The sequence below is a fragment of the Kitasatospora sp. NPDC048298 genome (assembly GCF_043201465.1).
Classification (GTDB): domain Bacteria; phylum Actinomycetota; class Actinomycetes; order Streptomycetales; family Streptomycetaceae; genus Kitasatospora.
The window spans coordinates 54,644-68,234 of sequence record NZ_JBICYZ010000019.1; the positions used below are offsets into that span (position 1 = coordinate 54,644).

General features: G+C 72.9%; 14 protein-coding genes. 12 read left to right on the top strand and 2 right to left on the bottom strand.

Annotated features, from left to right (window positions below):
- Positions 1-6: 6 nt before the first annotated feature.
- Genes ACGF0D_RS16855 through ACGF0D_RS16910 form a run of 12 tightly spaced genes read left to right on the top strand, consistent with a single transcriptional unit; the run spans position 7 to position 11,272 of the window.
- Positions 7-330 carry a TcmI family type II polyketide cyclase gene (locus ACGF0D_RS16855; protein ID WP_392882938.1) on the top strand — a complete coding sequence of 108 codons (324 nt, stop codon included), beginning with the start codon at positions 7-9 and terminating at the stop codon, positions 328-330.
- A complete protein-coding gene (locus tag ACGF0D_RS16860; protein WP_392882936.1) occupies positions 330-1,613 on the top strand; it encodes a beta-ketoacyl-[acyl-carrier-protein] synthase family protein in 1,284 nt (427 codons plus the stop codon). The genes ACGF0D_RS16855 and ACGF0D_RS16860 overlap by 1 nt, the downstream gene beginning before the upstream one ends.
- Entirely contained in the window at positions 1,610-2,830 is a 1,221-nt protein-coding gene (locus ACGF0D_RS16865) for a ketosynthase chain-length factor (protein ID WP_392882934.1), read from the top strand. The genes ACGF0D_RS16860 and ACGF0D_RS16865 overlap by 4 nt, the downstream gene beginning before the upstream one ends.
- Before the next feature lie 13 nt (positions 2,831-2,843).
- Complete coding sequence (locus ACGF0D_RS16870) at positions 2,844-3,113, top strand: acyl carrier protein (protein ID WP_392882932.1); 270 nt, start codon at positions 2,844-2,846, stop codon at positions 3,111-3,113.
- A 13-nt stretch (positions 3,114-3,126) separates the two neighbouring features.
- Positions 3,127-3,915, top strand: a complete 789-nt coding sequence (fabG, locus tag ACGF0D_RS16875; protein ID WP_392916792.1) for a 3-oxoacyl-ACP reductase FabG — start codon at positions 3,127-3,129, stop codon at positions 3,913-3,915.
- Positions 3,916-3,946: 31 nt separating this feature from the next.
- Positions 3,947-4,885: an aromatase/cyclase gene (locus ACGF0D_RS16880; RefSeq protein WP_392916794.1), complete on the top strand. Its 939-nt coding sequence runs from the start codon at positions 3,947-3,949 to the stop codon at positions 4,883-4,885.
- A gap of 3 nt (positions 4,886-4,888) precedes the next feature.
- Positions 4,889-6,895 carry an SDR family oxidoreductase gene (locus ACGF0D_RS16885; RefSeq protein WP_392916797.1) on the top strand — a complete coding sequence of 669 codons (2,007 nt, stop codon included), beginning with the start codon at positions 4,889-4,891 and terminating at the stop codon, positions 6,893-6,895.
- 40 nt (positions 6,896-6,935) lie between these two features.
- Complete coding sequence (locus ACGF0D_RS16890; protein WP_392882923.1) at positions 6,936-8,510, top strand: acyl-CoA carboxylase subunit beta; 1,575 nt, start codon at positions 6,936-6,938, stop codon at positions 8,508-8,510.
- Positions 8,507-8,731, top strand: coding sequence for an acyl-CoA carboxylase subunit epsilon (locus ACGF0D_RS16895; protein ID WP_392916800.1), 225 nt, complete (start codon positions 8,507-8,509; stop codon positions 8,729-8,731). The genes ACGF0D_RS16890 and ACGF0D_RS16895 overlap by 4 nt, the downstream gene beginning before the upstream one ends.
- Before the next feature lie 33 nt (positions 8,732-8,764).
- Positions 8,765-9,808 carry an LLM class flavin-dependent oxidoreductase gene (locus tag ACGF0D_RS16900; RefSeq protein ID WP_392916803.1) on the top strand — a complete coding sequence of 348 codons (1,044 nt, stop codon included), beginning with the start codon at positions 8,765-8,767 and terminating at the stop codon, positions 9,806-9,808.
- The gene (locus ACGF0D_RS16905; RefSeq protein WP_392916805.1) at positions 9,801-11,051 is read left to right on the top strand and encodes an MFS transporter; all 1,251 of its coding nucleotides are present in this window, start codon (positions 9,801-9,803) and stop codon (positions 11,049-11,051) included. Before ACGF0D_RS16900 ends, ACGF0D_RS16905 begins: the two co-directional genes overlap by 8 nt.
- Positions 11,052-11,059: 8 nt before the next feature.
- On the top strand, positions 11,060-11,272 hold the full coding sequence (locus ACGF0D_RS16910) for a ferredoxin (RefSeq protein ID WP_392883004.1): 213 nt from the start codon (positions 11,060-11,062) through the stop codon (positions 11,270-11,272).
- Positions 11,273-11,390: 118 nt separating this feature from the next.
- Here the strand turns inward: ACGF0D_RS16910 and ACGF0D_RS16915 are convergent, their stop codons facing one another.
- Complete coding sequence (locus ACGF0D_RS16915; RefSeq protein WP_392916808.1) at positions 11,391-12,587, bottom strand: cytochrome P450; 1,197 nt, start codon at positions 12,585-12,587, stop codon at positions 11,391-11,393.
- A gap of 70 nt (positions 12,588-12,657) precedes the next feature.
- Positions 12,658-13,497 (bottom strand): SDR family NAD(P)-dependent oxidoreductase, encoded by an 840-nt coding sequence (locus ACGF0D_RS16920; RefSeq protein ID WP_392916811.1) that lies wholly within the window; start codon positions 13,495-13,497, stop codon positions 12,658-12,660.
- Positions 13,498-13,591: the final 94 nt, after the last annotated feature.

The window sequence follows — 13,591 nt, forward strand, 5'->3', positions numbered from 1 at the left end:
AAAACCATGCACAGCACTCTGATCGTGGCCAGGATGGCCCCCTCCTCGGCCCAGGACGTCGCCCAGCTCTTCGGCGCCTTCGACCGCACCGACATGCCCGGCCGGATGGGCACCCGCCGCCGCCAGCTCTTCTCCTACCGGGGCCTGTACTTCCACCTCCAGGACTTCGACGACGACAACGGCGCGAGCCGCATCGAGGAGGCCAAGACCGACCCGCTGTTCACCACGGTCAGCGAGGACCTCAGGCCGTACATCGAGGCGTACGACCCGGCGACCTGGCGTTCCCCCGCGGACGCCATGGCCCGCCGCTTCTACGAATGGAGCGCGTGATGGGCGACGCCCACGGCCGGCGGGTCGTGATCACCGGTGTCGGGGTGACCGCGCCGGGCGGTCAGGGCACCAAGGGCTTCTGGAAGCTGCTCACCGACGGCCGCACGGCGACGCGCCGCATCTCGTTCTTCGACCCGTCGCCGTTCCGCTCGCAGGTGGCCGCCGAGGTCGACTTCGACGCGGAGCTGTCCGGACTCACCCCCCAGGAGATCCGGCGCATGGACCGGGCCGCGCAGTTCGCGGTGGTCACGGCGCGCGAGGCGGTCGCCGACAGCGGCCTGGAGTTCGAGACGCTCGCCCCGCACCGCACCGGAGTGACGATCGGCAGCGCGGTCGGCGCCACGATGGGCCTCGACCAGGAGTACCGGACCGTCAGCGACGGCGGCCGCCTCGAACTGGTCGACCAGGCCTACGCCGTACCGCACCTCTACAACTACATGGTGCCCAGCTCCTTCGCGACGGAGGTCGCCTGGGCGGTGGGCGCCGAGGGCCCGAGCACGGTCGTCTCCACCGGCTGCACCTCCGGTCTCGACGCGGTGGGATACGCCGCCGACGTGATCCGGGAGGGCTCCGCGGACGTGATGATCGCGGGCGCCGCCGACGCGCCCATCTCGCCCATCACGGTGGCCTGCTTCGACGCGATCAAGGCGACCACACCGCGCAACGACGATCCGCGGCACGCCTCGCGCCCCTTCGACAACAGCCGCAACGGCTTCGTCCTGGGCGAGGGCTCGGCGGTCTTCGTCCTGGAGGAGCTGGAGAGCGCCCGCAGGCGCGGCGCGCGGATCTACGCCGAGGTCGCCGGCTTCGCGACCCGCTCGAACGCCTTCCACATGACGGGGCTGCGGCCCGACGGCAAGGAGATGGCCGAGGCGATCCGGGTCGCCCTCGACGAGGCGCGGCTCGCCCCGCAGGACATCGACTACATCAACGCGCACGGCTCCGGCACCAAGCAGAACGACCGGCACGAGACGGCCGCGTTCAAGCGCAGCCTCGGCGACCACGCCTACCGCACGCCGGTCAGCTCCATCAAGTCGATGGTGGGGCACTCGCTCGGCGCGATCGGCTCGATCGAGGTGGCCGCCTCGGTCCTCGCCATGGCCCACGACGTCGTGCCCCCGACCGCGAACCTCCACAACCCCGACCCGGAGTGCGACTTGGACTACGTACCGCTGACGGCCCGGGAGTGGAAGACCGACGCGGTGCTCTCCGTGGGCAGTGGGTTCGGCGGCTTCCAGAGCGCGATCGTGCTCGCCGCCCCCGACCGGGCGGGCGCCCGATGAGCTCGCGCACGGTGGTCACGGGACTGGGCGTCGTCGCGCCCACCGGCCTCGGGCTGGCGGACTACTGGGCGGCGACGCTCGCCGGACGGGGCGCGATCGGCCGGGTCACCCGGTTCGACCCGACGCCGTACGACTCCCGGCTCGCGGGCGAGATCCACGGCTTCGACGCCAAGGAGCACCTTCCCGGCAGGCTGCTCCCGCAGACGGACCGGATGACCCGCCTCGCCCTGGTCGGCGCCGACTGGGCGTTCGCCGACGCGGGCGTCGTCCCGTCCGAGTTGCCCGACTACGACGTCGGCGTCATCACGGCGAGCCACTCCGGCGGCTTCGAGTTCGGGCAGAACGAGCTGCGCGCGCTGTGGAGCAAGGGCGGCCAGTACGTCAGCGCCTACCAGTCGTTCGCCTGGTTCTACGCGGTCAACAGCGGCCAGATCTCCATCCGCGGCGGACTGCGCGGCCCGAGCAGCGTGGTGGTCAGCGACCAGGCCGGCGGCCTCGACGCGGTGGCGCAGGCCCGCCGGCAGATCCGCAAGGGCACCCGCATGGTGATCTCCGGGGCGGTCGACGCCTCCATCTGCCCGTGGGGCTGGGTGGCCCAGCTGACCAGCGGGCGCCTGACCACCAGCGACGACCCGGACCGCGCCTACCTGCCCTTCGACGACCGGGCCTCGGGCCACGTGCCGGGCGAGGGCGGCGCCCTGCTCGTCCTGGAGAACGCCGAGCACGCCCTGGAACGCGGCGCCCCGCAGGTGTACGGGGAGATCGCCGGGCACGCCTCCACGGTCGACCCGCGGCCCGGCAGCGACCGCGCGCCGACCCTGCAGCGCGCCATGGAACTGGCCCTGGCCGACGCCGGCCTGGCGCCGGACGACATCGACGTGGTGTTCGCCGACGCGGCGGCCGTGCCCGACCTGGACCGGGCCGAGGCGGAGGCGATCACCAAGGTGTTCGGGGTGCGCGCCGTACCGGTGACCGCCCCGAAGACGATGACGGGCCGCCTCTACTCGGGCGCGGCACCGCTGGACCTGGCGGCCGCGTTCCTGTCGATGCGCGACGGCGTGATCCCGCCGACCACCGGCTCCACCCTGTCCCCGGACTACGACATCGACCTGGTCACCGGCGCCCCCCGCCCCCACGCGGTGCGCGCCGCCCTCGTACTCGCCCGCGGCCAGGGCGGATTCAACTCCGCGATGGTCGTGCGGGCCGCCCACCACTGACGGAAGGAACCCCGTGTCCACCACCGACTTCACCCTCACCGAGCTCAAGCGGATCCTCCTGGAGGCCGCCGGCGCCGACGCGGAGGCCGACCTGGACGGGGACATCCTCGACACCGAGTTCGCCGACCTCGGCTACGAGTCGCTCGCCCTCCTGGAGACCGCCGGGCGCATCGAGCGCGAGTACGGGATCAGCCTCGACGAGGACGCCTTCGGCGAGGCCCGCACCCCGCGCGCCCTGATCGACCTCGTCACCGCCCACCTGCCCGCCGCCCACGCCGCCTGACCGGGAGCCGAACATGACCGACACCACCGCACGCAGGGTCGCCCTGGTCACCGGCGCGACCAGCGGGATCGGCCTGGCCTCGGCCCGGCTGCTCGCAGAGCAGGGGCACCGGGTGTTCCTGTGCGCCCGCGACGAGAAGGCCGTCGCCGAGACCGTCAAGACCCTGCGGGACGAGGGCCTCGACGTGGACGGCACCACCGGCGACGTGCGCTCCAAGGAGCAGGTGGCCGACGTGGTGCGGGCCGCGGTCGCCCGCTTCGGGCCGATCGACGTCCTGGTGAACAACGCGGGCCGCTCGGGCGGCGGGGTGACCGCCGACCTGGCCGACGAGCTGTGGGAGGACGTCATCGCGACCAACCTCACCAGCGTGTTCCTGGTGACCCGCGAGGTCCTCAACGCGGGCGGGATGCGCGCCAAGGCGCGCGGCCGCGTCATCAACATCGCCTCCACCGCCGGCAAGCAGGGCGTGGTGCTCGGCGCCCCCTACTCGGCGTCCAAGCACGGCGTGGTCGGCTTCACCAAGGCCCTCGGCAACGAGCTCGCGCCGACCGGCGTCACGGTGAACGCGGTGTGCCCCGGCTACGTGGAGACCCCCATGGCGCAGCGGGTCCGCCAGGGCTACGCGGACGCGTACGGCACCACCGAGGACGCGATCCTGGAGAAGTTCCAGTCGAAGATCCCGCTCGGCCGGTACTCGACGCCCGAGGAGGTCGCGGGCCTGGTCGGCTACCTCGCCTCCGACCTGGCGGGTTCCATCACCGCCCAGGCGCTGAACGTGTGCGGCGGCCTCGGCAACTTCTGATCCCGCCCGACCCGACTGAGGAGCACCCATCATGACGACCCGTGAGGTCGAGCACGAGATCACCGTCGCGGCGACGGCGAAGGAGGTCTACCGGCTGCTCGCCGAGGTGGAGAACTGGCCGCGCCTGTTCCCGCCGAACGTGTACGTCGAGACCCTGGAGCGGGAGGGCGACCGGGAGCGGATCCGGATCTGGGCCACCGCCAACGGCGAGGCCAAGAACTGGACCTCGCGCCGCGACCTCGACCCGGAGGGGCTGCGCATCACCTTCCGGCAGGAGGTGTCGTCCCCGCCGATCGCCGAGATGAGCGGCACCTGGATCATCGAGCCGCTGGGCCCGGAGGAGACCCGGCTGCGGCTGCTGCACTCCTACCGGGCCGTCGACGACGACCCCGGGTCGCTCGCCTGGATCGACGAGGCGGTCGACAGCAACAGCCGCGCCGAGCTGCCCTCGCTCAAGGCCGGGCTCGAAGAGGCCGCGCGGACCGCGGAGTTGACGCTGTCGTTCACGGACTCGGTGCGGGTCGAGGGGTCCACGAAGGACCTGTACGACTTCGTCAACGAGGCCGACCGGTGGGTCGAGCGCCTGCCGCACGTCGGTACCGTCAAGCTCACCGAGGACACCCCCGGCCTGCAGGTCCTGCGGATGGACACCGTCGCCAGGGACGGCTCCACCCACACCACCGAGTCGGTGCGGGTGTGCTTCCCGCACCGGCGGATCGCGTACAAGCAGACCACGCTGCCCGCGCTCATGACGCTGCACACCGGGACCTGGCAGTTCGAGGAGGGCGAGGACGGGGTCGTCACGGCCTCCTCGCAGCACACCGTCGTCGTCAACGCGGAGAACATCGCCAGGATCCTGGGCCCGGACGCGGACGTCGAGCGGGCCAGGACGTTCCTGCGCGACGCGCTCGGCACCAACAGCCGGGCCACCCTGGAGCACGCCAAGCGGTACGCGGAAGCGCGGCGCTGACCCATGCCGTCCACCTCGACTCCCCCGACGGACACCGACGTGGTGATCGTCGGCGCGGGGCCCGTCGGGCTGCTGCTCGCCGGGGACCTGCGCACGCACGGCGTGCGCACCACCGTCCTGGAACAGCTCGGCGCGCCGATGACCGAGTCCCGGGCGTCCACGCTGCACGCCCGCACCATGACGCTGTTCGAGGAGCGCGGCATCCTCGATCGGCTCGGTGAGCTGCCGGACGGCGGCCCCGGCCACTTCGGGGGCATGCGGCTCGACCTGACCGCCGCCGACCCCGGCCACCGGTACGCCGGCCAGTGGAAGTGCCCGCAGACCCGCATCGAGTCGGTCCTCCAGGAGCGGGCCGTGGAGCTCGGGGCGCGGCTGCGGCGCGGGCTGCGCGTGGTGTCCCTGACCGACCGGGACGGGCACGTCCTGGTCGAGGCCGTCGGGGAGGACGGCGAACGCGTCCGCGTCACCGCCGCGTTCGTGGTGGGGTGCGACGGAGGCGACAGCACCGTACGGCGGCTCGCCGGCTTCGAGTTCGCGGGCCACGCCGCGACCCGCGAGATGCTGCGGGCCGACGTGGCGGGCATCGACGTGCCGGCCCGGCGCTTCGAGCGACACCCCAACGGCCTTGCCGTGGCGCACCGTTGGCCGGACGGCAGCACCCGGGTGATGGTCCACGTCTTCGGCACGGACCCGAAGGAGCGCACCGGGCCGCCCACGTTCGACGAGGTCGTCACCGCGTGGGCGGAGGTCACCGGTGAGGACATCGGCCACGGCACGCCCCGGTGGCTGAACGCCTTCGACAACACGAGCCGGCAGGCGACCCGGTACCGCAGGGGCCGGGTCCTGCTCGCGGGCGACGCCGCCCACGTGCAGATGCCGGTCGGCGGGCAGGCGCTCAACCTGGGCCTGCAGGACGCCGCCGAACTCGGCGGGCGCCTCGCGGAACGGGTCGGGTCCGAGGACCGCGACGACCTGCTCGACGGCTACGACCTCGTGCGCAGGCCCATCGGCGCGCACACCCTCGACAACATCCGGGCGCAGTCGCTGCTGCTCCTCGGCGGGCCCGAAGTGGAGCAGCTGCGGGACGTGTTCGGCGAACTCCTCGGCCTGGCCCGGGTCCGCCGCCACCTGGCCCGCATGATCAGCGGCCTCGGCCGCCCCCACGCCCCCACGGCACCGCACACCTCCCCCCTCGCGGGCGCCCCACCCGTCCCGACCGCATCGACCGACAGGAGTTCCACGATGGGCAGGCTCACCGACAAGACGGCGCTGGTCACCGGTTCCAGCCGGGGCATCGGCCGCGCCACCGCACAGCGCCTCGCCCGGGAAGGCGCCCTCGTCATCGTGCACTACGCCTCCGACCGGGCCTCCGCCGACAAGACCGTGGAGCTGATCGAGCGGGACGGCGGGCGCGCCTTCCCGGTCCGCGCGCCGCTAGGCGTCCCCGGCGACGTGCACGAGCTGTTCCTCGGCGTGGAGCGGGGCCTGAAGGAGCGGACCGGGGAGACCAGGCTCGACATCCTGGTCAACAACGCGGGCGCCACCACTCCGGCCGGGCTCGCCCCCGAGGACGTCACCGCCGAGGAGTTCGACCGGCTCTTCGCCGTGAACGCGAAGGCCCCGTTCTTCATCGTGCAGCGGGCGCTCCCGCTGCTCGCCGACGGCGGCCGCGTCATCAACATCTCGTCGGGTCTCACCCGTTTCGCCAGCCCCGACCAGGTGGCGTACGCCATGACGAAGGGCGCCATCGAGCAGCTCTCGCTGCACTTCGCCCGGCACCTCGCCCCGCGCGGCATCACCGTGAACAGCGTGGCGCCCGGCATCACCGACAACGGCAGCGCGGTCTTCGACATCCCCGAGGCCGTGGAGCAGATGGCCCAGCTGTCCGCGTTCAAGCGGGTCGGCCAGGCGGGGGACGTCGCGGACGTCGTGACCTTCCTGGCCACCGACGAGGCCCGCTGGATCACCGGGTCCTTCGTCGACGCCAGCGGCGGCACCCTGCTCGGCTGACCCGACCTGAGCCGATCCGACCGGACCACCAGGAGCGACGATGACCACCGCGCAGGCACCCGTGACCACCGCCGGCGACCGGCTCGGCGAACTCAGGGAACTCAAGGAACTGGCGCGGCTCGGAGCCGACCCGAAGGCCACCGAGCGCCAACACGCCAAGGGCAAGCTCACCGCTTACGAACGCATCGACCTGCTGCTCGACCCGGGCTCCTTCACCGAGGTGGAGCAGCTTCGGCGGCACCGGGCGACCGGCTTCGGCCTGGAGGCGAAGCGCCCCCACACCGACGGCGTGGTCACGGGCTGGGGCACCGTCGAGGGCCGGACGGTCTTCGTGTACGCGCACGACTTCCGCATCTTCGGCGGCGCGCTCGGCGAGGCGCACGCCCAGAAGATCCAGAAGATCATGGACATGGCCATCGCGGCGGGCGCCCCCCTGGTCTCGCTGAACGACGGAGCGGGCGCCCGCATCCAGGAGGGCGTCTCGGCGCTCGCCGGGTACGGCGGCATCTTCCAGCGCAACACCCGCGCCTCCGGGGTCATCCCGCAGATCAGCGTGATGCTCGGGCCCTGCGCCGGCGGCGCGGCCTACTCGCCCGCGCTCACCGACTTCGTGTTCGCGGTCCGCGGCATCTCGCAGATGTTCATCACGGGCCCGGACGTGGTGCGTTCGGTGACGGGCGAACAGGTCACCCAGGACGGGCTCGGCGGCGCCGACGTGCACGGCGGCGTGTCGGGCGTCGCGCACTTCGTGCACGACGACGAGGAGAGCTGCCTCGCGGACGTGCGCCTGCTGCTGTCGATGCTGCCGTCCAACAACCGGGAGCTGCCGCCCGCGGCCCCGAACGGCGACCCGGCCGACCGGCGCGTGGACCGCCTGCTCGACCTGGTGCCCGCCGACGGCAACCGGTCGTACGACATCCGCGACGTGATCACCGAGATCGTCGACGACGACGAGGTGCTGGAGGTGCACGCCCAGTGGGGCGCCAACCTCGTGTGCGCCCTGGCCCGGCTCGACGGCCAGGTGATCGGCGTCGTCGCGAGCCAGCCGTCCTCGCTGGCCGGCGTCCTGGACATCAAGGCCAGCGAGAAGGGCGCGCGGTTCGTGCAGTTCTGCGACGCCTTCAACATCCCGCTGCTCACCCTCGTCGACGTGCCGGGCTTCCTGCCCGGCGTCGACCAGGAGCACGAGGGCATCATCCGGCGCGGCGCGAAGCTCCTCTACGCCTACTGCAACGCGACCGTGCCCCGGGTCTCGGTGATCCTGCGCAAGGCCTACGGCGGCGCGTACATCGTGATGGACTCCCGCTCCATCGGCGCCGACCTGTCCTACGCCTGGCCCACCAACGAGATCGCGGTGATGGGCGCGGAGGCCGCGGCCGACGTCGTCTTCCGCCGTGAGATCGCCGCGGCCCAGGACCCGGCCGCCACCCGCGAGCAGAAGATCAAGGAGTACCGGCGGGAGCTCGTCCACCCCTACTACGCGGCCGAACGCGGCCTGGTCGACGACGTCATCCACCCCGGCGACACCCGCTCCGTCCTGATCCGCGCGTTCGCGATGCTGCGCCGCAAGGACGTCGACCTGCCGCAGCGCAAGCACGGCAACCCCCCGCAGTGAGCGGCCGGCCGGCCGGCTCCGACGGGTCCTCGTTCCTGCGCGTGGAGCGGGGCAGCCCGGACCCGATCGAGCTGGGCGCCCTCGTCACCGTCCTGTACGCCCGGCTGGCCGCGGCTCAGGAGGAGCCGCGGGAGTCCGGGCACCCGTCGGCGCGCTGGCGCCGCCTGGAGCGCTCGCCCGGTTTCCGGGGCCCGAGGACCTGGCGGCACGGCCTCAGTTGAGCACCGCACCCCCCAAGACACGGAGACCAGAGCATGGATGTCGGACTTCTCTTCGACCTGCGCAACCCCGACCAGTGGCACCGGCCCTGGGCCGACCACTACGCCCGCTCCCTCGAGTTCTGCGAGGAGGCCGACCGGCTCGGCGCGAACGGCCTCTGGTTCACCGAGCACCACCTCTTCGAGGACGGCTACCTGCCCTCGCCCCTGACGTTCGCCGCGGCCGCCGCCGCCCGCACCCGCAACGCCCGCATCGGCACCGCGGTCGTGCTCCCCAACCTCCACAAGCCCGCCCAGCTCGCCGAGGACGCCGCGGTCGTCGACCTGATCAGCGGCGGCCGGCTGGAGATCGGCTTCGGCGCCGGCTACCGGGTGCCCGAGTACGACCTGTTCGACGCCGACTTCACGAGCCGCTTCACCCAGGTCGAACGCAACATCAGCGAGGTCAGGCGGCTCTGGGAGGAGGGCGGCATCACCCCGGGACCGCTCCAGTCGCCGGTCCCGCTGTGGGGCGGCTTCTACGGTCCGCGCGGCGCCCGCATCGCGGGCCGGCTCGGCATCGGTCTCCTGCACATCTCGCACGCGTCGTACGGGCACTACCGCGAGGGCCTGATCGAGGGCGGCCACGACCCCGAGCTCGCCCGGGTCTCCGACCTGCTCCCCGTGATGCTCGCCGACGACCCCGAAGCGGCCTGGCCCCGCGTCGCACCGCACCTCGCCCACCAGATGAACACCTACCGGCAGGGCTCGGTGGAGGGCACGGACCACCCCAGGCCGCCGCTGCTCGGCGCCGACGACTTCCCGGAGGCGCCGAAGGCCGACGGCTCCTGGTCGACGCTGGAGATCCTCACCCCCGAGGACGCCGCGGCCCGCATCCACGAGCGGACCAAGGGCCTCCCGGTGAAGCACCTGATCTTCTGGGCGAGCATCGCCGGGATGCCGGACGACCTCGTCGTACGCAACATCGAGTTGGTCAGCGAGCGCCTGCCCGCGCTGCTCGCCGAGGCCGCCGGGTCCGACGCCACCGGATCCGGGGCCGGCGCCGGATCCCGCCCGGGCAAGGTGCCCGCAGGTGACTGAGGCGCCCGCCGCGCAGCCCCTCTCCGCGCCGGCCCGACAGGGCACCTGGCGGCTCCTGTTCATCCTGTCGGGCAACATGGTCCTCGACGCCATCGAGGTCTCGGTGGTCCTCGTCGCCCTGCCCTGGATCGGCGCCGACCGCGGCCTGTCCGTGTGGACGGTGCAGTGGCTGATGGGCGGCTTCGCCGCCGGATTCGCCGCGATGCTGCTCCTCGGCCCCCGCGCCACCGCCCGTTGGGGCCTGCGCCGCTGCTACCTCGTGGCGATGCTGGTGTTCGCCGCGGCCTCGGTGGCGGGCGGCCTGGCCGACTCGACCGCCCTCCTGATCGCCTCGCGCGTCCTCAAGGGCGGCTGCGCCGCGCTCACCGCGCCCGCCGGGCTGGCCCTGATCACCACCACGGTCCCCGACGGCCCGCCGCAGCGGCGGGCCGTGTCGGTGTACTCCCTGTTCGGCGCGGCCGGGTTCACCCTCGGCCTGCTGCTCTCCGGGGTGCTCACCGCGGCGAGTTGGCGCTGGACGTTCCTGTTCCCCGCGCCGCTCGCCCTCGTGCTCCTGGTGTGGGGCCTGCGGGTGATCCCGGACACCGGACGCCGGACGCCGCCGCGCCTGACGGCGGAACTCGCCCGCAACGGCTCGCTGGTCCGCGCGACGCTCGGCGCGGCCACCCTCAACGGCACCTACGCGGCACTGCTCCTCCTGGTCACCTTCCAGGCGCACGACCGCTTCGGGTGGCGGCCCTGGCAGGTGGCGCTGGCGCTGCTCCCCGCGTGCGTGCCGCTCGCGGTGTCCGTGCCGTTCGCCGGCCGCCTGGTCGCCCGTTTCGGTACCCGGCGGCAGATCGCCGCCGGGGCGGCGGCCGCGTTCGCGGGCCAGCTGCTCCTGCTGCTGCGCCCCGAACCCGCCTCGTACGCCGGTGGTCTGCTGCCGACGCTCCTCCTCGTCGGCGCCGCCATGGCCCTGTCCTTCGCCGCCCTGAACATGCAGGCCACCCAGGACGTCGAACCGGGCCTGCGCGCGGCGGCGGTGCCGCTGTTCCAGACGGGCGTGCAGCTCGGCGGCGTCCTGATGCTGCCGCTGACCGCCGCCCTGCTCACCCATTTCGGCGGCCACCGGCCGGCGCTCCTGGCCGTCGCGCTCGCCGGGGCGGCCGGGGTCGGCGTCGCGGTCACCGGGACGCGCTCCGGCCGGCCGGGCGTCGCCCGCGTCGGCCCCGGGCCGCGCACGGAGAGGAACTCGCCATGACCGCTTCCCTGGAGATCACCGTCGAGGAGGACCGCTGCGTGGCCTCGGGGCAGTGCGTGATGACCGCGCCGGAGGTCTTCGACCAGCGTGACGAGGACGGTGTCGTCATCCTGCTCGACGCCCGGCCGCCCGCCGCGGCCCACGACGGGGTGCGCGCGGCGGCGGCCCTCTGCCCGGCCGCCGCCATCCGCGTGGCGCAGGGGCCGCGGCCGCGCGGCTGACCCCCGACCGCCCGTCGCGAGCGGCCCGCGAGCAGCCCGGAGCCGCCCTCCGACCAGGAGGGCGGCTCACGCGTGTGTGGCCTTCCGCCCGGGCGTCCCCGGGCGGAAGGCCACACGGTCACCACTCGACGGGAAGGCTCCTGACCCCGTACACCAGCGACTCCGTGCGGTACTCGATCTCCTCGAACGGGACGGCGAGCCGCAGGCCGGGGAAGCGGCGGAACAGCGCGGGCAGCGCGATGCCGAGTTCGAGGCGGGCGAGCTGCTGACCGACGCACTGGTGTCGGCCGTAGCCGAAGGCCAGGTGCGGCACCGGCTTGCGGCGCAGGTCGAGCGCGTCCGCGGGCGAGGGCAGGTCGGCGCCGTGGTTGGCCATCAGCGTCGAGACGACGACGTACTCGCCGGCGCGTACCTCCTGGCCGTTGACCGACAGGTCGGTGCTCGCCCTCCTGACCAGCGGGGGCGCCACCGCGAGGAACCGCAGCAGCTCCTCGACGGCGCCACCGGACAGCTCGTCCTCGTCGCGCAGGACCGCCAGCTGCTCCGGGTGCGACAACAGGGCGAGGACACTGAGCCCGATCATGCCGGAGAGCGTCCCGTGTCCGGCCACGAGGACGTCCAGGCCCATGCCGACGAGTTCGTCGTTGCTGAGCTCCTCGCCGTGCTTGCGCACCAGGTCCCCGAGGATGTTGTCGCCCGGATCCCACCGGTGCGCGGCGACCAATTGGGCCATGTAGTCGGTCATGGCCGCGAAGTTCTCCTGCTGGACCTCCAGCGTGGTGTCGACGCTGCTCGCGATCGAACTGCGCTCCAGGATGCCCGCCCGGTCCTCGATCGGTGCCCCCAGCAGCTCGCAGATCACGATCAGGGGCAGCGGTTCGGCGAAGGTCCTGATCAGGTCGGCGCCCGGACCGGCCGCCTCCACCGCGTCGAGGTGCTTCTCGACGATCTGCTCGATCACGCCGCTGAGCGCCCGGATCCGCTTCATCGTGAAGGCGCCGGCCTGCATCCGGCGGTACCGGGTGTGCTCGTCCCCGTCGTAGTTGAGCAGGACGCCCGGCTGGTTCATCACCGAGCGCGGGCCGGTCCAGTGCGGATCGAAGGCGAACCCGACCTCGTGGCGGGCGTCGGACAGCACCGTACGGGCGTCGTCCTCCCGGGTGATGAGGACGGCTCCGACCTCGCCGAGCTGGGAGTTCGGCACCGGGACCCGGTGCAGCGACGGGTCCTGGTGCAGTTCCACCAGAGCGGGCCCGGGCCGGAACGGACACTCGGCCTGACGGTGGTTGTGCGGCATCGACACCGGTTCGGTCATGGCGTTCATTTCCTTCCTGACGGCACGAGGGCGATTCAGCGCGGAGCGGCCACCGGTTGCGGGCGGTTCGTCATGAGGCGCTCGCCTTCTCGCGCAGGAGTTCCCGGGTGATGCCGTCGAGCCGCGCCGCGGCGCCCTTGTCGAACGCCGGGCGCAGGAGGCTGAGGGGCGTGCCCTCCACGAAGGCGCTCAGCGGCTCCCGCGGCGGGGCGTCGATGATCTCGAGGATCGGCGGGACGGTGAACTCGACCGGCTGCGCGGCCCGCTTCATCTGGTCGATGTGCGCCGCGGTGGCGGCGTCGAACTCGCCCGCGAAGCCGGTGCGCGTCCCACCGGGGAACAGCAGCACATACCGGGCGCGACGCGCGCTCCCGCCCTCGGCGAACGAGACGCCGAGGAGGTCGTTGAGCCGGCCGCCTTGGAACATGGCCGACCAGCCGTCGTAGCCCCGTTCGAGGCCGAGGTCGTTCCAGTGGACGCCCGGCGCCCCCACACCGGGACCGGCGATGTTCATCACGACCGGCGTCTCGGCCTTGTTCATCAGGTCCGCCAGGCCGTACCCGAGCAGGTACCGGCTGAGGTAGTACAGCGCGAAGTTGTGCTCGATCCCCTCGGAGGTCACCATCCGGTGGCTGCGGAAGTACCGCGCGCACAGCACGAGGACGTCCACCGCCTCGAACCGGTCCTCGATCTCCGCGATGACGCGCCGGTTCTCGCTGACGAGGCTGAGGTCGGCCTCGATGAAGAAGGCGCGGTCGGCCGCGCCCGACTTCTGCGCCGTGTCGAGGTACTTCTTCCCCTTCACCGGGTCCGGAGCGATGACGACCACCTGGTCGCCCCGGCCGAGATAGGTGTTCGCGAGCGCCTGCCCGATACCGGAAGTGCCCCCCGTGACAACAATGGTCTTCACCGTGATCCTCCTCGGAACACTGGGTCGTGAGATTCTGCGCAGCAGAAGAGCTCCCGCCCGCGGGCAGACTTCACCCCGGGACGGATTGCGAAAA